The 19,391-nt window shown below is 46.9% G+C and carries 19 protein-coding genes; 5 read left to right on the top strand and 14 right to left on the bottom strand.

Going from position 1 to position 19,391, the window contains the following annotated elements:
• Window positions 1-35: 35 nt before the first annotated feature.
• Window positions 36-995: an aldo/keto reductase gene (locus AC1TPC_RS10915; RefSeq protein ID WP_482066874.1), complete on the bottom strand. Its 960-nt coding sequence runs from the start codon at window positions 993-995 to the stop codon at window positions 36-38.
• A gap of 191 nt (window positions 996-1,186) precedes the next feature.
• On the opposite strand from AC1TPC_RS10915, the gene AC1TPC_RS10910 reads away from it, so the two are divergent.
• Complete coding sequence (locus AC1TPC_RS10910; RefSeq protein ID WP_482066873.1) at window positions 1,187-1,570, top strand: VOC family protein; 384 nt, start codon at window positions 1,187-1,189, stop codon at window positions 1,568-1,570.
• A gap of 66 nt (window positions 1,571-1,636) precedes the next feature.
• Here the strand turns inward: AC1TPC_RS10910 and acsA are convergent, their stop codons facing one another.
• Window positions 1,637-3,361 carry an acetate--CoA ligase gene (acsA, locus tag AC1TPC_RS10905; RefSeq protein WP_482066872.1) on the bottom strand — a complete coding sequence of 575 codons (1,725 nt, stop codon included), beginning with the start codon at window positions 3,359-3,361 and terminating at the stop codon, window positions 1,637-1,639.
• 241 nt (window positions 3,362-3,602) lie between these two features.
• On the opposite strand from acsA, the gene AC1TPC_RS10900 reads away from it, so the two are divergent.
• Together AC1TPC_RS10900 and AC1TPC_RS10895 are read left to right on the top strand one after the other, a co-directional pair.
• Window positions 3,603-4,238 carry a GNAT family N-acetyltransferase gene (locus AC1TPC_RS10900; protein ID WP_482066871.1) on the top strand — a complete coding sequence of 212 codons (636 nt, stop codon included), beginning with the start codon at window positions 3,603-3,605 and terminating at the stop codon, window positions 4,236-4,238.
• 127 nt (window positions 4,239-4,365) lie between these two features.
• Window positions 4,366-5,544 (top strand): acetoin utilization protein AcuC, encoded by a 1,179-nt coding sequence (locus tag AC1TPC_RS10895; RefSeq protein WP_482066870.1) that lies wholly within the window; start codon window positions 4,366-4,368, stop codon window positions 5,542-5,544.
• A 96-nt stretch (window positions 5,545-5,640) separates the two neighbouring features.
• Here AC1TPC_RS10895 and AC1TPC_RS10890 read toward each other — a convergent pair whose 3' ends face one another.
• From AC1TPC_RS10890 to AC1TPC_RS10875, 4 genes are all read right to left on the bottom strand, one after another.
• Window positions 5,641-6,339: a 5'-methylthioadenosine/adenosylhomocysteine nucleosidase gene (locus tag AC1TPC_RS10890; RefSeq protein ID WP_482066869.1), complete on the bottom strand. Its 699-nt coding sequence runs from the start codon at window positions 6,337-6,339 to the stop codon at window positions 5,641-5,643.
• A gap of 5 nt (window positions 6,340-6,344) precedes the next feature.
• Window positions 6,345-7,349 (bottom strand): catabolite control protein A, encoded by a 1,005-nt coding sequence (gene ccpA, locus AC1TPC_RS10885; protein ID WP_482066868.1) that lies wholly within the window; start codon window positions 7,347-7,349, stop codon window positions 6,345-6,347.
• Between the two features lie 588 nt (window positions 7,350-7,937).
• On the bottom strand, window positions 7,938-8,315 hold the full coding sequence (locus tag AC1TPC_RS10880) for a hypothetical protein (RefSeq protein WP_482066867.1): 378 nt from the start codon (window positions 8,313-8,315) through the stop codon (window positions 7,938-7,940).
• 196 nt (window positions 8,316-8,511) lie between these two features.
• Window positions 8,512-8,949, bottom strand: coding sequence for a VanZ family protein (locus AC1TPC_RS10875; RefSeq protein ID WP_482066866.1), 438 nt, complete (start codon window positions 8,947-8,949; stop codon window positions 8,512-8,514).
• A 53-nt stretch (window positions 8,950-9,002) separates the two neighbouring features.
• Between AC1TPC_RS10875 and AC1TPC_RS10870 the strand changes: the two genes are divergently transcribed.
• Window positions 9,003-9,533 carry a type 1 glutamine amidotransferase domain-containing protein gene (locus AC1TPC_RS10870; RefSeq protein WP_169083192.1) on the top strand — a complete coding sequence of 177 codons (531 nt, stop codon included), beginning with the start codon at window positions 9,003-9,005 and terminating at the stop codon, window positions 9,531-9,533.
• Here the strand turns inward: AC1TPC_RS10870 and ptsP are convergent.
• From ptsP to AC1TPC_RS10840, 6 genes are all read right to left on the bottom strand, one after another.
• Complete coding sequence (gene ptsP / locus AC1TPC_RS10865; protein ID WP_482066865.1) at window positions 9,530-11,272, bottom strand: phosphoenolpyruvate--protein phosphotransferase; 1,743 nt, start codon at window positions 11,270-11,272, stop codon at window positions 9,530-9,532. The two genes, AC1TPC_RS10870 and ptsP, sit on opposite strands and share 4 nt — an antisense overlap.
• Window positions 11,269-13,155, bottom strand: coding sequence for a glucose PTS transporter subunit IIA (locus AC1TPC_RS10860; RefSeq protein WP_482066900.1), 1,887 nt, complete (start codon window positions 13,153-13,155; stop codon window positions 11,269-11,271). The genes ptsP and AC1TPC_RS10860 overlap by 4 nt, the downstream gene beginning before the upstream one ends.
• A 183-nt stretch (window positions 13,156-13,338) precedes the next feature.
• A complete protein-coding gene (locus AC1TPC_RS10855) occupies window positions 13,339-13,974 on the bottom strand; it encodes a hypothetical protein (protein WP_482066864.1) in 636 nt (211 codons plus the stop codon).
• Between the two features lie 141 nt (window positions 13,975-14,115).
• Complete coding sequence (locus tag AC1TPC_RS10850; protein ID WP_482066863.1) at window positions 14,116-14,550, bottom strand: CoA-binding protein; 435 nt, start codon at window positions 14,548-14,550, stop codon at window positions 14,116-14,118.
• 54 nt (window positions 14,551-14,604) lie between these two features.
• Window positions 14,605-15,900, bottom strand: coding sequence for a 3-phosphoshikimate 1-carboxyvinyltransferase (aroA, locus tag AC1TPC_RS10845; protein WP_482066862.1), 1,296 nt, complete (start codon window positions 15,898-15,900; stop codon window positions 14,605-14,607).
• A gap of 76 nt (window positions 15,901-15,976) precedes the next feature.
• Entirely contained in the window at window positions 15,977-16,501 is a 525-nt protein-coding gene (locus tag AC1TPC_RS10840) for a shikimate kinase (RefSeq protein ID WP_482066861.1), read from the bottom strand.
• 145 nt (window positions 16,502-16,646) lie between these two features.
• On the opposite strand from AC1TPC_RS10840, the gene AC1TPC_RS10835 reads away from it, so the two are divergent.
• Entirely contained in the window at window positions 16,647-16,970 is a 324-nt protein-coding gene (locus AC1TPC_RS10835; RefSeq protein WP_482066860.1) for a hypothetical protein, read from the top strand.
• A 13-nt stretch (window positions 16,971-16,983) separates the two neighbouring features.
• Here the strand turns inward: AC1TPC_RS10835 and gndA are convergent, their stop codons facing one another.
• Window positions 16,984-18,396 (bottom strand): NADP-dependent phosphogluconate dehydrogenase, encoded by a 1,413-nt coding sequence (gene gndA / locus AC1TPC_RS10830; protein ID WP_482066859.1) that lies wholly within the window; start codon window positions 18,394-18,396, stop codon window positions 16,984-16,986.
• 286 nt (window positions 18,397-18,682) lie between these two features.
• On the bottom strand, window positions 18,683-19,279 hold the full coding sequence (locus AC1TPC_RS10825) for a hypothetical protein (RefSeq protein WP_053375586.1): 597 nt from the start codon (window positions 19,277-19,279) through the stop codon (window positions 18,683-18,685).
• Window positions 19,280-19,391: the final 112 nt, after the last annotated feature.

The raw sequence follows: 19,391 nt of genomic DNA, 5'->3' as shown, positions 1-19,391 counted from the left end.
AGGCAGCGACCTCGCAAGAGGCTGCTGCCTTTTTTTTATATGACATATGAAGAATCCGTTTCAAATAACCGGCTGATTTGCTCATAGTCTTCTCTCGATAAGCTCCATTTTGCAGCGGCTGCATTTTCCTCTACCTGCTTAATCGTTTTTGCGCCTGCAATGACGCTCGAAACTTCCTTGCGATATAACAGCCAGTTAATGGCAACCTGGTTAAGCGGTTTTCCGATAGCTCTAGCTATACCTGTAAACGTTTCAATGACGACAATATTTTTAATATACTGCTTTTCAGAATACAATGGGTTAAGCTGTGCGCGAACATCTGTCTGCGGGAGCCGCGTTAAATAATTGAATTTCCCCGTTAATAAACCTTGTGCCAATGGGCTATATGGAATAAAACCGATATTCAGCTGTTTGACATAAGGCAAAGCGGCATGCTCAACATCTCGCTGAAACAGATTGTAAGGCGATTGCAATGATACAATGTGACTGACCGTTTGCGCAGCAACTAATTGCTGGACATTAAAGTTCGAAACGCCGATATAGCGTATTTTTCCCGTTTCCACTAATTGATTCAACGTTTCAAATGTCTCTTCAGTTGGTGTTATGCCGCTTGGGGCAGGTGAGTGGACTTGATACAAATCAATGTAATCCGTATTTAAGCGCCGCAGGCTCTCCTCTACTTCGCGCACGATATTCGCCTTTGATACGTTAATGCTTACTTCTCCTTGCCCATTCCAGGCGAGTCCTGCTTTTGTCGCGATAATCACTTTCTCACGAACAGGCTGAAGCACTTTTCCCAGCGTTTGCTCAGAGTGCCCAAAGCCATAAACAGGCGCTGTATCATAAAAGGTAATACCCAAATCATACGCACGGCGAATGGCTGCCTCAACCTCATCATCATCGACGTCGCCCCAACCCTGCTTCCCCGCAGCCCAAGCGCCAAAGCCTATAACCGAGGGATATAGCTCGCTATTGCCTAATCTTCTTTTTTCCAACTAGCCACCTCCTTAATATTATTATTCCTACCCGTTTACTTGGATCTAACATCATTATAAATCTGCACGCATGAATGTCAACCCATTTTCTTCAAAATGCAATGCGTAGACAGCTTTCTTCTCCGTATGATAAAATTTATTGGTTACATAAAGGAAAAATTTTATATCTTACCCTAGGAGGGAGCACAACGATGGCTAACAGACGTATGGATCATATTGGAGTAATGGTTAAAGATATTGAGGCTTCCATTGCCTTCTATACCAACATAATCGGATTTGAGCTTAAAGGGCGCACGCTGCATACAAATGGGGTAATAGAGCTTGCTTTTCTCGGCTTTGGCCAAACGGATGAGACGGAACTGGAGTTAATTCAGGGTTATAACGATAGCCTTCCGATTGAAGGCAAGGTACATCATTTCGCCGTTACTGTCGACGATGTAGAATCAGAGTTCGAACGATTGAAGCAGCTCGACGTATCCTTTGTTGATGAAGATATTACGACGCTTCCAAACGGTTATAAGTATTTTTTCGTAAGCGGACTTGATGGCGAGCGGATTGAGCTCTTCCAGCGGTAATATACAACTAATGAAAAGAGAGGATGCATCCCGAATGGGAGACATCCTCTCTTCTTGTATTTGATCTTAATCCTCGATCGTGGACAAATCGCCAGTTGGCAAATTCAGCTCCCACGCCTTCAATACTCGGCGCATGATTTTACCGCTGCGCGTTTTCGGAAGCTTGTCCTTAAACTCAATTTCTCTCGGCGCAGCATGCGCGGATAAGCCTATTTTTACGAATTGCGATATTTCCTGCTTCAATTCATCAGATGCGACATATCCTTCACGCAGCGCGATAAACGCTTTAATAATTTCTCCGCGCATTGGATCTGGCTTGCCGATTACGCCCGCCTCCGCTACGGCCGGATGCTCGACCAGCTTGCTCTCTACCTCAAATGGTCCAACCCGCTCGCCCGCAGTATTGATGACATCGTCGATACGACCTTGGAACCAGAAATATCCTTCTTCATCCATATACGCGGAATCACCCGAGATGTACCAGCCTTTCAGGTAGAAATACTCCTCGTATTTAGAAGGATTATTCCATACCTTGCGCATCATAGACGGCCATGGGGTTTGAATCGCAAGATTACCCATACGATAAGGCGGAACCTCATTGCCGCTATCGTCAATAATCGCAGCTTTAATGCCCGGTAAAGGCTTACCCATAGAACCTGGCTTGATGTCCATGCTTGGATAGTTGCAAATGAGCTGGCCGCCAGTCTCCGTCATCCACCATGTATCATGAATGCGTTGACCATATACCTTCATTCCCCAACGAACGACTTCTGGATTGAGCGGTTCGCCTACGCTTAGTACATGGCGCAGACTTGTCAGATTGAATTGCTGCGAGATATCGTCGCCCGCACCCATCAGCATGCGGAATGCTGTTGGCGCGCTATACCATACGGTGACGTTGTATTTCTGAATGACGCCATACCAATCGCTTGGACTGAAGCGTCCGCCACGAATGACATTTGTTGCGCCGTTCAGCCATGGTGCAAATATTCCGTATGATGTTCCGGTAACCCAGCCTGGATCGGCCGTGCACCAATAGATATCATTTTCTTTCAAATCAAGCACAATTTGACCTGTATACATATGTTGAATCATCGCATTTTGTACATGGTAGACGCCTTTGGGCTTGCCTGTTGAACCGGAGGTGTAATGTAAAATAAGGCCATCCTCGCGATCAAGCCATTCGATTTCCGCTTCATCCGATGCCAATGCCATCTCTTCCGCAAAATCGATGATGCCCTCTTCCTTCGGCACATCCTGTCCGAAAACGATAACATGCTTCAAGTTCGGCAGTTCATCACGCTTTATTCGTGTGAATAAGGCAGGCGTCGTTATAATCGCAGTAGCTTCGCTATCCTGCAGCCTGTCCTTTACTGCTGTCTCCATGAAAGCTTCGAACAAAGGTCCTACAACCGCACCGACCTTCAACGCGCCAAGCGCACTGAAATATAGCTCGGGAGTCCTAGGCATAAAAATAAAGACACGCTCCCCCTTTGAAACGCCAAGCTTGCGTAAAACGTTTGCAAAACGATTGGATTGCTTGCTCAGCTGTTCAAAAGTGTAGGATTCATCGCGTACACTATCACTGTAGTAAAGAGCGATTTTCCCGCCTTTGCCTTGCTCGACATGCCGATCAATGGCCTCATAAGCCATATTCACTTTCCCTGTCGTATGCCAGCTGAATTGACTTTCGATCTGACTCCAATCAAACGAGTCGAGTGCTGCTTCATAGCTTGGTAAATTCGGATTTGGTGCCGTTGCTGGAATTCTTTCTTGATGCAAGTTGATCATTAATGTCACTCTCCCATCAAATCTGTATGTTTCATCCATAAGAATACGCTTTCATAAACCAGTCAAGCTTTTTGCAAACAAGCTTGACAGCCATTCGCATCCTCGTTACATCAACCGACAAACTTATTATAGCACAAACTAATTCTTTTCGACTACGCTTTTCATTTTGTCAAATGTTTGTTATAAAGAGTAGTAGAGGTTTGATATCTGACAGCAGCCTGTCAGCAAAGGAGGTTCAGCCTTGGAACATCGAAAGCGTTTGCAGCGAGAACAGCTCGCTTTAGACGCAAACCGTGAGCTTATTATTGAAGGACCCGTTCCGCCTGAACGACTAGCAAATATGACCATGCACAAATCGCTAGACGCATTCCGCAAGCCGAATGAGCAGCATGATGCCCTTATTGAAATCGCTAGTCTGAGTGAAGGACGAATCATATTAACCCGCGAAGGAGACGTTATTGTTGGCTATGTCACCTTCCACTATGCCGATGAGCTTGAACGCTGGTCGGAAGGCGGAATGACCGATCTCATCGAGCTCGGAGCGATAGAGGTAGCAGATGATTATCGCGGCTGCGGCTTGGGGAAACGAATGATTCAGCTCGCTTTTGCAGAAGAGCAGCTAGAGAACGTGATCGTTTTTACGACTGAATATTATTGGCATTGGGATCTGGAAGGCACGAAGCTGAATGTATGGGATTACCGCAAAATGATGGAGAAATTGATGCAATCCGTTGGAATGGTTTGGTACGCTACGGATGATCCCGAAATTTGCTCCCATCCCGCAAACTGTCTTATGGTGCGTATCGGCAAGGAGGTCCCGCTCAGATCGGTTGAGCATTTTGACAGGGTTCGCTTTCGCCAACGATTTATGTATTAAGCTTATGCTTTCGAAGTAGGTTTGCTTCGCAAACCTTAGCTTATGCTTTCGAAGTAGGTTTGCTTCGCAAACCTTAGCTTATGCTTTCGAAGTAGGTTTGCTTCGCAAACCTTTAAGGAGGATAGGGATGGCTTCAGATGCTATTTTCATTCATCATACAGATTCTAGCGGATATAAATTTGGTGAGGAGCATCCTTTCGATCCGCTGCGGATTACGCTGACGATAGATTTGCTTAAAGAAATTAATGCTATTTCCGAGAAGCAGATGGAAGCTCCTCCCGCCTACTCCGAGGAAGAACTGCTTTCGCTCGTTCATCGAACCGACTACTTGTCTGCCGTCAAGCAATTAAGCGAGGACGCATCATACGACGACAGCAGCTTGCTCGCTCAGCAATTTGGCCTGCACACCGAGGATACGCCTTTTTTTCCAGGCATGCACAAAGCTGCAATGACTATTGTAAGCGGTTCAGTAGCCGCTGCTGATGCTGTTATGGCGGGACGAACTAAGCATGCTTATCACGTCGCCGGCGGACTGCACCACGCCTTTCCAGACCGCGCTTCGGGCTTTTGCGTTTATAATGACGCAGCGGTCGCCATCAAACATATCCGTCAAGCCTACGGCGCTAAAGTGCTGTATATCGACACCGATGTCCACCACGGAGACGGCGTTCAATGGGTTTTCTATGATGATCCTAACGTATGCACCTATTCCATTCATGAAACGGGTAAATTCCTGTTCCCTGGAACAGGCTTCGTTCACGAGAAAGGGGTAGATCACGGCTTCGGCGCCTGCTATAATGTCCCTCTTGAACCTTATACCGAGGATGACTCTTGGCTGGAGAGCTTTAATGTAACCCTCCGCAAAGTTATTGCAGCGTTTAAGCCGGACATCATCATTAGTCAGCATGGCTGTGATGCGCACGCATACGACCCGCTCTCTCATATCCATTGCAGTATGCGGATCTATGCCGAAATCCCAGCGATCATTCATGAATTGGCTCATGAGCATACAAATGGACGATGGATTGCGCTTGGCGGAGGCGGCTACGATATTTTTCGCGTCGTGCCTAGAGCTTGGTCTTTAGTATGGCTCACCATGATTGAACATCCAATCGCTAAAGCGATAACTGCCGGAGAATCGCCGCCGCTTCCTGAAAGCTGGCTTCAGCGCTGGTCAACTATAAGTCCGCTCAAGCTGCCGACAAGATGGTTGGACGATCAGGCTGACATTGAGCCTATGCCAAGGCGCGCCGAAATCACTGAAAAGAATAGAGCTATGCAAAAGATCGCCGTCCAGGATATTTAAATCACTCACGTACACGCAAGACGCTGCAACAATGACAAATAAAGGACGAGCTCCGATGCCAGCATCGGAGCTCGTCCTTCATCTATCTCTTTAAAATTAAACATGCTGTACGATATCATCAATGATTTGATAAGAATTGTTAGCTGCCGTTATCGTAAACTCCGCGAAGTTCACATGAGCTGATCCATCAGCCTTGTCCGACATTGAGCGAATGATAACAAATGGCGTTTCATTCATATCGCATACCTGTGCAACCGAAGCGCCTTCCATTTCCGCACATGCGCCATCGAACGTCTCATGCAGAAGCTTTACGGACTCGCGGCTAGCAATAAATTGGTCGCCTGAGAGTACTTTTCCCTTCAGACTGCGCCCTGAGAATAGTCGTTCGCTTGCTGCAGAGGCAAGCTCGATTAAACGCTCGTCTGCTGGAAACTCCGATCTTGGGTGAAATGGTATCGTTCCGCGAGCAAAGCCGAGCGGCGAGCAATCCATATCATGCTGCATGCAGCTTGTGGAAACAACAATATCTCCGATGTTTAGCTGAGGGGCAACTGCTCCTGCTACACCCGTAAACAGAACGCAATCAGCTCCCAGATCAAGCAATATTTGCGTACAGACAGCAGCATTTACTTTGCCTACGCCCGATTTGCAATAAATGATCGCTTTGCCGTGCAACGTCCCCTCGAAATAGGTAATGCCTGCCTTCGTCACCTGAGACGCAACGTTTACATGCTCATGCAGCAATTCAATTTCTTCCGACATAGCGCCAATAATTCCTATTTTGTTAAACGACATTTCTTTTATACTCCTCCAACTGATTGACGCACAACGATTTCATGCGGCAGTACGACTTTGGATTGATCTACGTTTTCTTTCTTCATTAGCTTTGTCAGCAAACGCATGGAAACAGCTCCGATATCATACATCGGTTGTGCTACCGCTGTGAGCTGCGGACGAACCATCGATGCCATCCGGCTATTATCAACGCTAATAACGGAAATATCTTGCGGAACTTTCAAACCGGAATCCTGAATGCTGTGAATGGCGCCGATCGCCATTTCATCCGTTGCAGAAAAAACAGCCGTTGGACGCTCGTCCAGCTCAATAAAATATTTCATCGCATCTGCGCCGGATTCATAACGATAGTTGCCGATGCGTACTAAGGAATCGTCATAGGCAATACCTGCACCTTCAAGCGCGCGCTTATAGCCTTGAAACCTTGCATAACCAATGGATGGATCTTGAAGGGTGCCGCTGATCATCGCAATCCGTTTATGGCCTTGCTCAAGCAGCTGTTGAACCGCATCAAAGGCAGCATCCTCATGATTGATGTCGACAGACGGAATTTGTCCGCTTTCATCTGAAGTCGCACAAAGTACAATCGGCACGTTGGCCGTCTTAAATGCTTGCAAATGCTCCTCTGTTACAGCACCGCCCATAAATAACAACCCGTCGACCTGCTTCTCCAAAAGCGTGTTAATCACTCGGATTTCCTTGTCCTTTTTCTTGTCCGCATTACACAAAATAATATTATAATGATACATATTCGCAATATCTTCAATTCCGCGTGCTACTTCAGCAAATATGGCATTTGATATATCGGGAATGACAACCCCTACGGTAGTCGTTTTCTTGCTTGCTAGTCCTCTTGCTACAGCATTCGGACGATATCCAAGCCGGTCTATTGCTTCAAATACTTTCTTGCGTGTTGCCGGCTTCACATTGGGATTATTATTCACAACCCGGGAAACCGTAGCCATCGACACTCCTGCTTCTCTTGCTACATCATAAATGGTTACCGTCACAGTGTTTCTCTCCATTAGCTCAGATTTTTAAAATTTCGTACGCCGTATATTAACGTAATCATAGCATAAAGGGAATGGCAACGCAAAACAAAAGACGTCAAAAACCCTTATATTCCGAGCTTTCATTGATTTTTTCAACAATCGTTCATACCCTGTAGCTGATGAAAACCAGCAGAAATGCAGCAGGAAAAATGAAGAAATATAAGGCTTTCAGTGGGATTGGAGAAGCGCTTACATGAAGGTTAATGCCGATTCTCTTTTTCCAAAATATTTCAACAGCTTATGAATATGGAAAAAGACGAGCCGCGGAAGTTCCCTCCCTCCAGCTCGTCAATTTTTTTCTTGCACTACATAAAAAAATCAAACAGCCTGTTCCAAATTTCGTGAGCACTTCATTTCTTTCATTCCCAATGGTTGCCATCAGAAACCAAATCTTAACAAAAGATTTCGAGCTTGCCGGTCAATCAACCTGCTCCCCATCCAAAGCCCTCGCTACAAAAATAGCGAAATATGACAGCTCTGTGAAGCTGGGTCTGATATGCTACGTAGTGAGCAGCATACCGTTTGAATGACCGCGAGTTCATTCGGCTATGTATGGAGAGTACGACGGCTAATTTGCTCAAGTCTCTTATTCAAATCTTCAATCCATGCCTCATCGTTTAGGGTCTGAGCAAGCAAATACAAATCGAGAAGCTTGTTAATTCGCTGCTCTATTAATCTCTCGAATGCGGTTTGATCCGTCTGCTGCTTGTCCGCTTTTGCTTCAACTAACAAATTCGCCCATTCATTGCATTCGTTAAAAAGAAAGGTTTGCTTATCTGGTTGTGCTCCCAATTGAGCTATTAATCCCGTTAAATCCGGCTTAACCTCCGGAAAAACCTCACTCCTATTGCAGACCGTACAGGAGAATATAGGTACGTTGTCGATCTCGACCTTACCCGAATAAATAACTGTGCGCAGTTTCATCTTCATGATGTCACCACAATGACACCGCTTATGCAAAGTGGTCCACTCCTTCTTAGTAGCAGCTATTGCCGCTAAGCATTGCTTTTTAGAGTTGCATTGTATAAGTGATTCGACCATTTTCGCATAAATTCCTGCTTACACAGCTTTGTAATTTTTACTACTAAAATCAACTTAGAAGCCTTCCAAAAGCTTCCGATTACTTTGCGATTTTTCTCCATATCTTTCGAATTGGCGGTATCGCCGCAAGCGCTGTCCATAACGCAGCTCCTATCATATCATTGCGTACATCCATCGGGTCAGGCATTCTGCCGCCCACAAAGGATTGATGGAACTCATCCGTAATCCCATACAGCCCGCAGATCAGTACGATAGCAACCTTCATCCAGAAGCGGTCACCGTTCCTGCCCATTCCATAATCAATTGTTAAAGCTAAAACAAAATAAGAGACATAATGGCCCCAATTAAAATCTTCCATAAAAGGGAAAAATTTTTGAAAGAATGGCAGCAATGTTCCGATCTCGTCGCTAGTTCTTGAGGATAATATAAAAATAACGGTCATCCAGGCGACTGCTGGCAAAAAGCGAAGCAGCCTTAGATAAGAGAATGATTTTGAATTCGAATCCGTTTGCTTCATTGTTACTCCTTCGTTACAATAATAGTGATCTTTAATAGATGGAGGGGAATATAATGTCATTGCAAAACAAAACCGTCATCTGTTTGCTTGACGACGAATTTGAGGATTTGGAGCTATGGTATCCCGTGTATCGTGCACGCGAAGCCGGTGCAACCGTCCTGTATGCTGGGCCTGAGAAAGGCAAGAAGCATATCGGCAAATACGGCGTACCTGCTGTTGCCGATTTGTCGTTCGATGAAGTAAACAGCGAGGACATTATCGGATTGCTCGTGCCAGGCGGCTGGGCACCTGACAAGCTTCGTCGTTATCCGAAAGTGCTTCAGCTGGTACAGGAACTGAATGCGGCAGACAAGCCAATTGGCCAAATCTGCCATGCGGGCTGGGTACTTATTTCGGCGAAAATATTAGAAGGCCGCAAAGTAACCTCAACCCCAGGCATTCGCGACGATATGGAAAATGCAGGCGCTACATGGTTCGATGAAGCCGTTGTCGTGGATGGAAATCTGATCTCCGCGCGACGTCCGCCAGATCTTCCACCCTATGCCAAAGCATTTGTAGACGCATTAGTACAGCGAATGGGTTAACCATTCGCTGTTTTTTTGTTTATTCGTTCCATAAAGCCATTTAGCTGCTCTAATATTTCAGTGCTTGTGCGGCAGGCATGCAGCTTCTGGAACACCTCTCTGCTCTCTTCCTGCGAGGTGCACAGCAGCCTTTCCTTCACATGCAAAATGGAATGTGATGACATGCTCAGCTCATCTACGTCCAAGCTAAGCCAAATCGGCAGCGCTCTTAAATCTCCCGCCAGCTCCCCGCATACGCCAACGGTAATGCCGCTTCGCTTTGCCGCTTCAACCGTCATGCGCAGCATTCGGAGCAGTGCAGGATGGTACGGCTCATACAAATGAGAGATTTCCTCATTCATGCGGTCGACCGCCAGCGTGAACTGAACCAAATCATTGGTTCCAATGCTGAAGAAATCCACCTCTTCCGCAAGCAGATCGGCGATCATGACGGCAGCTGGCACCTCGATCATAATGCCAATCTTCATCCCTTTGTCATAAGGATGGCCAGCTTCCTCCAGCTCGCGCTTCGCTTCATTCAGCACTGCGTTTGCTGCCCGCACCTCATCGACCGATGAAATGAGCGGATACATCAGCTTCACTTGACCATAGTAGCTTGCACGAAGTATCGCGCGCAGCTGCGTTTTAAATAAGTCCTGACGATCCAGTGAAATTCGAATCGCACGGTAGCCAAGAAACGGATTATCCTCTTCCGGAAGCTCAAAATAATCAAGCTGCTTGTCGCCGCCAACATCAAGCGTACGAATGACTAATGGCTCGCCGCCAAGCCGCTCGGCAACGCTGCGGTACACCTCGAACTGCTCTTCTTCCTTCGGAAACCGATTGCGGTCCATATACAAAAACTCAGTACGGAACAAGCCTACACCATGCGCCCCGCTCGCTAATGCTATTTCCAGCTCCTTGAAGGAGCTGATATTGGCCGCCAGCTCCAGTCTCTTGCCATCTGGCGTGACGGGACGGTGACCTGCAATGCCGTGCAGCCTTTTCTTCGCTTCCGCTTGATGGCTGTGCAGCTCGGAGTAGGAATCAATCACTTGCTGCACGGGATCAATAAATACGGTCCCGTCGCTGCCATCGATAATGATCGTTTGCCCGGTTTGAATAGGCTCCTCAAGCTTCGTCTCGACGCCTACAACGAGCGGAACACCAAGCGCACGCGCCATAATTGCCGAATGAGAAGTCGTGCTTCCCGCCAGCGTCACAATGCCAAGCACATGCTGCGGATTGATGTGGGCAAGCTGTGAAGGCGAAAGCTCCTTCGCAATTAGAATGAACGGCTGCGTATCCGAAGGAAGCGTAATTTCCGGCGCTCCCAGCAAATGCTTCAGCAATCGATTGCCCACATCCTTAATATCAAGCGCTCTTTCCTTCATATATTCATCATCAAGCAGATCAAACATCGTAACAAAATGGTCGATCGCTTCCTTAACCGCTACTTCAGCCGCTTTATATTGACGCTGGATAATGCCTTGAATTTCATTCATAAAGACAGGATCGTCCAAAATGGCTATATGAGCATCGAATATATGTGTTTCCTCCGAACCGACAACATCACGCAGCTCATCCTTAATCTGCTCAATTTCCGATTTTGAGGTACGAATTCCTTCGTAAACACGTTCGAACTCGCGGGCAAAATCAGCTACATCAATCTTTTGCTCCGGTAACTCCCATTCCCAATTCGGAAGCACAAACGATCTCCCAATCGCTATGCCTGCTGACGCTCCTATTCCTTGAATCATTGTGTTTCCCCTCCACCGTTTCTCTCTTTAAGTACAACAGACATTACAGAGGACTGTCCTTTTTTCACCGCTTTGAACGGTGCAAACCGCCATGAGTGTACAAGATCGGAATTCGTAATAACCATCGGTGTAGCAAGCGACTTGCTTTCCTTCCGGACTCGCTGAAGATCAAATTTGATGAGCAGCATGCCTGGGGTGACTTCGTCGCCTTCCTTAACAACAGCTTTAAAATAACCTTTGCCTGCCAGACCCGAAGTATCGATTCCGATATGAAGCAATACCTCCAGCCCCTCAGGTGTAAGAATGCCTATCGCATGCATAGTCGGGTAAATATGAATGACTTTGCCTTTGACTGGAGAGACAAGCTCCCCTTTGTCAGGAATAAATGCAACGCCCTGTCCAACGAGCTTACCCGCGAATATCGGGTCTGGTACTTCATCAAGCGGAATCATTCTCCCTTGAATAGGCGAGTAGAACAACACTTGAGCTTGATCGCGATGGATCGTCTTGATCATCTCTTCACGAATGAGCTCGGAGTAGGTCCCGAATACAACCTGAACTTGTCCGCCGCCAAGCTTTATAACGCCTGCTGCACCTAGATTGCGCAGTGAATTTACATCGAGCAGCTTGTCATTGGATACTTTAAGCCGCAATCTAGTAATGCAGGACTCCATTTTTTCTATATTTTGTTTGCCGCCAATGGCTTGCAATATAAGCGGTGCGCGATATGGAATGTCGCCTGCCCACTCGTCAAGCTGCGAGCCTTCCTCGCGTCCCGGCGTTGGAATTCTAAACCTGCGAATCGCCCATCGGAACAAGAAATAATAAACAAAACCGACGACAATGCCAATAGGGATAATAAGCCAGCCCCGAGTCGCCAAATGCAAATTAATGGCATAATCAATCGCCCCGGCTGAAAACGAAAATCCATGCTTAATGCCGAGCTCGTAGGTAACCCACATTATGATACCAGACAATATGGCATGAACAACGTATAAATAGGGAGCTACAAACAAAAATGCAAATTCTACCGGCTCAGTGACACCCGTTAAAAATGACGCAAGCGCAGCATAAAGAAATGTTTTTCGTATTTTCGGCTTCAAATCCTCACGCGCTTCATGAATGATCGCAAGAGCAATGGCCGGCAAAGCGAACATCATCGTCGGATAAAGCCCTGCCATGAACACGCCAGCTGACGGGTCTCCTGCGAAGAAGCGAGGCAGGTCACCATAAACCATGCTGCCCGTATCCGTCTCGTAGCCGCCAATTTGGAACCAGAACACGTGACTGACTAAATGGTGCAGGCCAAACACGACCAAAATGCGGTGCACAAAGCCGTATAAAAAAACGCCGAACCCGCCGCCCGATGCAACGATTTCTCCAAGCTCCACAAGCATTTGCTGCAAATAAGGGGCGATGTTGATCATCCCTATCGAGAATAACAAGGAGACGACGCTAACGAACAATGGAACGAACCTTGGCCCTCCAAAAAATTGTATGTACTCCGGCAAGCGGAGACTTTTGAATCGCTCATGGCTTACGCCCGCTATGATCCCGATTATTGTTCCAATCAGTACGGTAGGTTCAATTGGCACCTCGGCAGTACCTGTAATGCCGCTATAGATAAACATGCCGACAAGCGCCGCCATACCGGCTGCAAGCGCATTTCCAGTTAATCCAAGCGATATGCCCAGCGCGAAAATATATGGTAAAAACGTAAATATCGTTTCGCTAGCTGTAACTAAATAACCTTCCATTTCTGGCAAACCAATGTACGCCCAAGGCAGCTTGCTCAAGCTCAAAAATATAGCCGCGCCCGGCAATACAATCATCGGCAGCATAAAAGCTCTACCGAGCTGCTGCAGACTTCCTATGAAAACCATCATGCACCTCCTTAAAGCTTTGCGTGGCAATATTATGCGCGGCAAAACTATACATCAATAAGCATTTAGTCCGATATATCTATAACGATGTTAAGCGTTTGCTTCGTTTTTGTCAAAGTAAAAGGCGAGCCCTTTAGGGCCCGCCGATGTTGATGGATTCTTTTCAGTTATTTTATAACGATGTTAGCGATTGCCACCAAAGTAAGGCGAGTTTTGCGCGTTTGAAGCTTGGTAGCCACCTAGATGCGAAATAACCGGACCTGCTTGTTGGTAGGAATTCGTAGCATCCAACACTGGGGTTTGCGAAGACGTGTACGATTGAGTCGGTGTCATACCATATCCGTTTTGTGCGTTCGATTGGTTGAAGCCACCGTAGTTGGATGCTGTATATTGTGCATTTTGCAATCCATAAGACTGGTTAAAAGACTGTTGACGGCCTTGTTGATTATCGGGACCAGCTTGAAAACCAACATGCGAAATAACTGGACCAAAGCTGCCAAACGCTGTTGCAGGTGATTGTGCATAGCTTTGAACCAATTGATGCGAGTTGAATGAATTGTTCGTTCCCACCGGATTTGTCATATTCGAATAGCCAGATGGCGAAAACTGTTGTTGTGCACCTTGGTTATAAGAATTAGACGCTTGATAACCGCCTGGCACATTCGAAACGATTGAATTCGTTTGTCTGCCAAAAGTCGGTTGGCTGAGCTGCCCTTGATAATGCGATTGCACATTGCCTGTTGGCTGGAATTGTGCGTATTGGTTTTGGTAGCTCTGTTGTCCTTGGAAATTACCCGGTTGTTGCGAAAATTGATTCACGTCGTGTCCTCCTTGGATACCATCATAGAGTCTTCAGGTGAACACCGACCGCTTCGCCCACAGTGTTTATGCGATAACAAGTTCGGCACTCGCTCTTGAAGCCTTTCTTATTGTGTAGGAGTGACCGTTTTTTTATTACAGTTATGTTTTGGATTTTCCACCAGAAAGCAGGATAGAATCCTCAACCTTAATGCACCGATCCATAATGACCTCTAAGCCGCCAGCAGTTGCAATTGCAGCTGCTTCCTCGTTCGCTATGCCAAGCTGCAGCCAAAAGGTTTTGGCGCCAATAGCAACCGCCTCTTCCGCGACAGGAGGCGTATGCTCGCTTCTGCGGAAAACATTAACGATATCAACGGGTACGGGTATATCCTTGAGCGTCGCATAGCTTTTTTGTCCCAATATGGTATCGGCGTTAGGATTGACGGGAATAATCGTATAGCCCTTTGCTTGCATCGCTTCGGATACCATATAGGACACGCGCTCTGGATTGTCAGACAAGCCAACAACAGCAACAGTCGTACTTTTCTCCAAAATACCCTTTATCTGCTCACGCGTAGGATTCTCAAATGCCATCAAAACACCTCAATTCATTATTTTAGGAAAAAATGCCGAAACGCCTTCCATCATTTACCCTTCGATCCACTCAACGTTCGCTCCCAAAGCTTTCAAATGATCAAAGTAAATGGGATACGACTTGGCTACGTGATGAGCATCACGAATTCGAATCGGCTGTTTCGCACGCAAGCCAACGACCGTCAATGCCATGATAACGCGGTGATCGTAATGGGCATTAATCTCAACGCCGCCTTCGACGCCTTCAGGACGGCCATGGACAATAATCTCAGCCTGACGCTCTTCCACATTCGCGCCCGCTTTGCGCAGCTCATTTAAATAGTCGGTAATGCGGTCGCATTCTTTGTAGCGCAGGTTTTCTACATTATAGAATCTGGAAGTCCCATCGGCAAAAACAGCGGCAGCAACCATCGCAAGTACTGCATCCGTTGCATGATCGCCATCGAATTCTACTGCCTTTAGCTTTCCATTGCCTTTCACATGGACGATGCCGCCTTCATGCGTAAGCGGAACCTCCATCATCTTGAGAACATCAACAACAGCGCGCTCGCCTTGCTTGCTCTTCTCTTCCAGACGGTGAACGATAACATCTGATTCGGTTACGGCAGCAGCAGCCAAAATCGCCGCAGACCCCGGATAATCGCCTTGTACGGAATACGTTTTGGCAGCGTAGCTTTGTCCGCCTGGAACGCGGAAACGCATATAGTCCTCGTCGGCATGAATGACGATGCCGGCCTGCTCCAACACTTCAAGCGTTTGACCCACGACAACCTTCGATTTCAAGTCATGCAGCACCTCGATCTCGCTGTCTTCCTCGAGTAAAGGCGTCAAGAACAGAAGCGCACTCAAAAATTGCGAGCTAATGTTGCCTGATACTTGAATTTTACCGCCCTTTGGAGCGCCGCCTTGAATGCGAATAGGAAGCTTGCCGTCTTGATGCTCGATAGTTACGCCCATCGCTGTCAACGATTCAATCAAATCGCTGTGCGGACGCTTTCCTAGTGAATCCGGATAACGGTTAATGAAGGTAACATCTGGGCAAAGTGCGGCAATTGCCATCAAAAAACGCAATACAGCACCCGCATTGCCTACATCAAGCTGCTCGACAGGCTTCGGATTGCGGCCAAAGCCGGTGATGACGATTTTCTCATCATCCTCTTCTACGCTCGCTCCTAGATCGCGGATACAGCGGCGCATGGCATCGCTATCCTCGCTGTGAGCCGGATAATAAATGGTGCTCGTCCCTTCCGCAAGTGCTGCTACCAGCAGGTAGCGTGTGGTGTAATTTTTTGAAGATAGCGCTTGAAGCTCGCCTTCAAGCCTTGGCGTTGGCGTCACTAATACGTCCATAGTTCGTATGATCTCCCTTTACAATAATATATACACCCAACCAGCCGAGGGCCGCTTGTAGTGATGAAAAATCAAGTTATTGCGAAATCATATGCTGCGCAAGTATCGCCGCAACGACCTCTTCTGCTGACATATTCGTCGTATCAATCGTCAGATGCGCAAAATCATAGGCATGCTTGCGCTGCTCCAGCAGCAGATTAACTCTCTCCTCCGCATCGCCTTGCAGCAAGGGGCGCGCCGTGTCTGTTTTTACCCTTGCAATAATTTGCTCCGGATTCGCCTTCAGTGCGACGACAAACCCTTTGCTAAGCATGAGTTCCCTGTTAACCTCGCTAAGCACGGCACCGCCGCCTGTAGCAATGACAGATGACTCCTCGCTCGCCAAAATCGCTTCAAGAACCTTGGTTTCGATTACCCGAAAGCCCGCTTCGCCATCCGCTGCAAAAATATCAGAAATAAGCCTGTTTTCAAGCCTTTCGATTTCCTCATCGGCGTCGACTCGCTTCCAGCCAAGTTCCCCTGCGAGCAGCTTGCTGACGGTTGACTTGCCGGTCCCCATAAACCCGATTAACACTAACTTTTTCAATGGTTGCCTGTCCATCGTAACCGTTTCACCCTTTTCGCTCTTGCTAAACCATTTCTTCTTCAACATCATAACATTTTTTTGCAATTCTAGGGTATAAAAAAGTTGCATATGCCGTATGGATGATAATGATGAATAATTAGGATTAGGAGTGACGCTCGCGATGACCAGTGATCTCAATCTGCAACCATTTCACCCCACTCAAAAACGTGTCGATCGTATTCTCGATCCTGATCATCCGCTCTGTCGCGCGGATGTCGTCTGGATGCTTGAATTGATTAAAAAAAAGGTGGCTGACGAAGATCCAGCCTTAATGGATCTTTCGCAGCCACGCTTATTGCAAAACTTTCATTTCTTTGCCGAAGCGGCTATGTCCCTCGTTCATCGCAGACATTACAGCAATCAAGAGGCTGATCGGCTGCGTGAATGGCTGCGTCAAGCAGCACACGGATTGTATGTGGACAAACCCCGCGAGCGGAATCATTAAATAGCTGCTCGTATTAAGATTGCATCCAGTTGAAGTGGAAGCTTCCTTCTTTGTCCAAACGTTTGAACGTATGAGCGCCGAAGTAGTCGCGCTGCGCTTGAAGCAGGTTCGCAGGTAAGCGCTCTGTACGGTAGCTGTCGAAATAAGCGATTGCGCTTGAGAAAGCAGGAACCGGTACGCCGTTTGCAACAGCAGCAGAAATCACTTCGCGCCAAGCGCCTTGGTAAGACTCAACGATGTTTTGGAAATAGGAATCCAACAACAGGTTGCGAAGGTTCGGATCACGGTCGTAAGCGTCTTTGATGTTTTGCAGGAAGCGAGCACGGATAATGCAGCCGCCGCGGAAAATCATTGCGATTTCGCCGTATTTAAGATCCCAGTTATATTCTTCCGAAGCCGCACGCATTTGAGCAAAGCCCTGTGCGTACGAGCAAATTTTACTTGCAAACAGCGCTTTGCGCACGGACTCGATAAATGCCGCTCTGTCGCCTTGGAAAGGTGTTTTTACAGGTCCGTTAAGCACTTTGCTAGCCGCAACGCGCTCTTCCTTCATAGCCGACAAGAAGCGAGTAAATACGGATTCCGTAATGATCGAAAGCGGAACGCCAAGATCCAGCGAGCTTTGGCTTGTCCATTTTCCAGTTCCCTTTTGGCCTGCGGAATCTAGGATAACGTCTACCATTGGCTTGCCTGTCTCAGGATCGTATTTCGAGAAGATATCTCTCGTGATCTCAATAAGGTAGCTGTCTAGCTCGCCTTTGTTCCACTCGGAGAAAATTTCGTGAAGCTCTTCTGCGCTAACGTCAAGCACATTTTTGAGCAGGTCGTATGCTTCGCAAATCAGCTGCATGTCGCCGTACTCGATTCCGTTATGTACCATTTTCACATAGTGGCCAGCGCCATCCGGTCCGATATATGTGCAGCAAGCGTCATCGCCTACTTTAGCAGAAATTGCAGTAAGGATCGGTTCAACAAGCTCGTAAGCGGATTTTTGGCCGCCTGGCATAATCGAAGGTCCTTTCAAAGCGCCCTCTTCGCCGCCGGATACGCCTGTACCGATAAAGCGGAAGCCTTTTGCTTCAAGGTCCTTGCTGCGACGTACCGTATCAGGGAAATATGCGTTTCCGCCATCGATGATAATGTCGCCTTCAGCCAAATGAGGAACGAGGGAATCGATTGTTGCGTCCGTTCCTGCTCCAGCTTGAACCATGATCAAAATTTTGCGAGGCACTTCAAGCGATTGAACGAATTCTTCAATGGTGTATGTCGGAACAAGATTTTTGCCGGCTGCTTCTTGAACGAGATCATCTGTCTTCTCGCGGGAGCGGTTAAATACTGAAACTGTAAAGCCTCTGCTCTCAATGTTAAGGGCAAGGTTCTTACCCATTACGGCCAATCCAATAACGCCAATTTGCTGTTTAGACATCTGGTTCTTCCATCCTTCATCATCTATTTTGGGTCACAATAGTTTCATTTTACTCTTTTTAAGCCAAGAAGAAAACTATTTGCCTATAAAAATGTCGGAATTGCTGCATCAAAAATATTGACCGATTCAAAAAGTTTATCTTATATATGAAGGTAAACTACTTGTTATTCGATGCGGCGCTGCATCGTTTCAATGGCATAGCACAACCTAAAAACGATCAAATGCTGTATGCGTTGCACAGCTTTCGATCGCTTTTAGTCTTTCATATAGGAACCAGCATCCATCATCAGAGCTCCAGTTGCAACATTTCCGAACGAAGCGCCATCAGCCGTTCTTTAGATTCCGTAACCGCTTCCTCGTCATCGCCTTGCAGCGCATCGAAGAGCATCGACAACTCATAATCCAGCTCATAGCGCAGTACGATGGCTCTTTCCTCTGCTCGCTTGGATTGAAAAGCTCTAATCATTTCTTCTATTGTAACAAAAGGCTTCTTCTGATAAATAATCCGATGTTCCATACCGGACACCTCCACGAGTCGTATAATCTCACCGAACATAATACTCTCAATGACGATTTGACGATCTTTAATGCGCTTCACAACCGCATGTCCACGTGTGTCATTAATCAGCTTTTCAATCAACTCCGACAGTTTCTCGTCCTTGATGATGTAGTCGCCGACAATTTTGTAACGATTTTTCATTCGCTGGAATTGAAGCTTAACGAGCTTGCGGCCTGTTCGAATGGATACTAGAAACTGCCCCTCGGTCTCGCTCCAGTACAAGGAGTAACCTTCCTGAATAAGATCGCGGATGAGATTTTGGATTTGCCGGCGGTCAAATCGCAGCTCCAAATTGCAATATTCGACTTCGTGGCTTTTGTTCACGGCAATCCCTCCCTTACCTCAGTTTAGATGATGATGAGTTGACGAAATAATCTGATAATTTGTTCTTATCTTCATCTTATACTCCATCTTATGTTATGGCAACTTGGATTAT

It is taken from the genome of Paenibacillus sp. Y280, from assembly GCF_056786335.1.
The sequence above is the reverse complement of the archived record's forward strand: the minus strand, read 5'-3'. Positions and strand labels throughout refer to the sequence as shown.

Coding starts and splice junctions, on each gene's coding strand:
- AC1TPC_RS10910 (WP_482066873.1), top strand. CDS start 1,187: ATGGCTAACAGACGTATGGATCATATTGGAGTAATGGTTAAAGATATT.
- acsA (WP_482066872.1), bottom strand. CDS start 3,361: ATGATCAACTTGCATCAAGAAAGAATTCCAGCAACGGCACCAAATCCG.
- AC1TPC_RS10895 (WP_482066870.1), top strand. CDS start 4,366: ATGGCTTCAGATGCTATTTTCATTCATCATACAGATTCTAGCGGATAT.
- AC1TPC_RS10890 (WP_482066869.1), bottom strand. CDS start 6,339: ATGTCGTTTAACAAAATAGGAATTATTGGCGCTATGTCGGAAGAAATT.
- AC1TPC_RS10880 (WP_482066867.1), bottom strand. CDS start 8,315: ATGAAACTGCGCACAGTTATTTATTCGGGTAAGGTCGAGATCGACAAC.
- AC1TPC_RS10875 (WP_482066866.1), bottom strand. CDS start 8,949: ATGAAGCAAACGGATTCGAATTCAAAATCATTCTCTTATCTAAGGCTG.
- AC1TPC_RS10870 (WP_169083192.1), top strand. CDS start 9,003: ATGTCATTGCAAAACAAAACCGTCATCTGTTTGCTTGACGACGAATTT.
- ptsP (WP_482066865.1), bottom strand. CDS start 11,272: ATGATTCAAGGAATAGGAGCGTCAGCAGGCATAGCGATTGGGAGATCG.
- AC1TPC_RS10860 (WP_482066900.1), bottom strand. CDS start 13,155: ATGGTTTTCATAGGAAGTCTGCAGCAGCTCGGTAGAGCTTTTATGCTG.
- AC1TPC_RS10850 (WP_482066863.1), bottom strand. CDS start 14,550: ATGGCATTTGAGAATCCTACGCGTGAGCAGATAAAGGGTATTTTGGAG.
- aroA (WP_482066862.1), bottom strand. CDS start 15,900: ATGGACGTATTAGTGACGCCAACGCCAAGGCTTGAAGGCGAGCTTCAA.
- AC1TPC_RS10840 (WP_482066861.1), bottom strand. CDS start 16,501: ATGGACAGGCAACCATTGAAAAAGTTAGTGTTAATCGGGTTTATGGGG.
- AC1TPC_RS10835 (WP_482066860.1), top strand. CDS start 16,647: ATGACCAGTGATCTCAATCTGCAACCATTTCACCCCACTCAAAAACGT.
- gndA (WP_482066859.1), bottom strand. CDS start 18,396: ATGTCTAAACAGCAAATTGGCGTTATTGGATTGGCCGTAATGGGTAAG.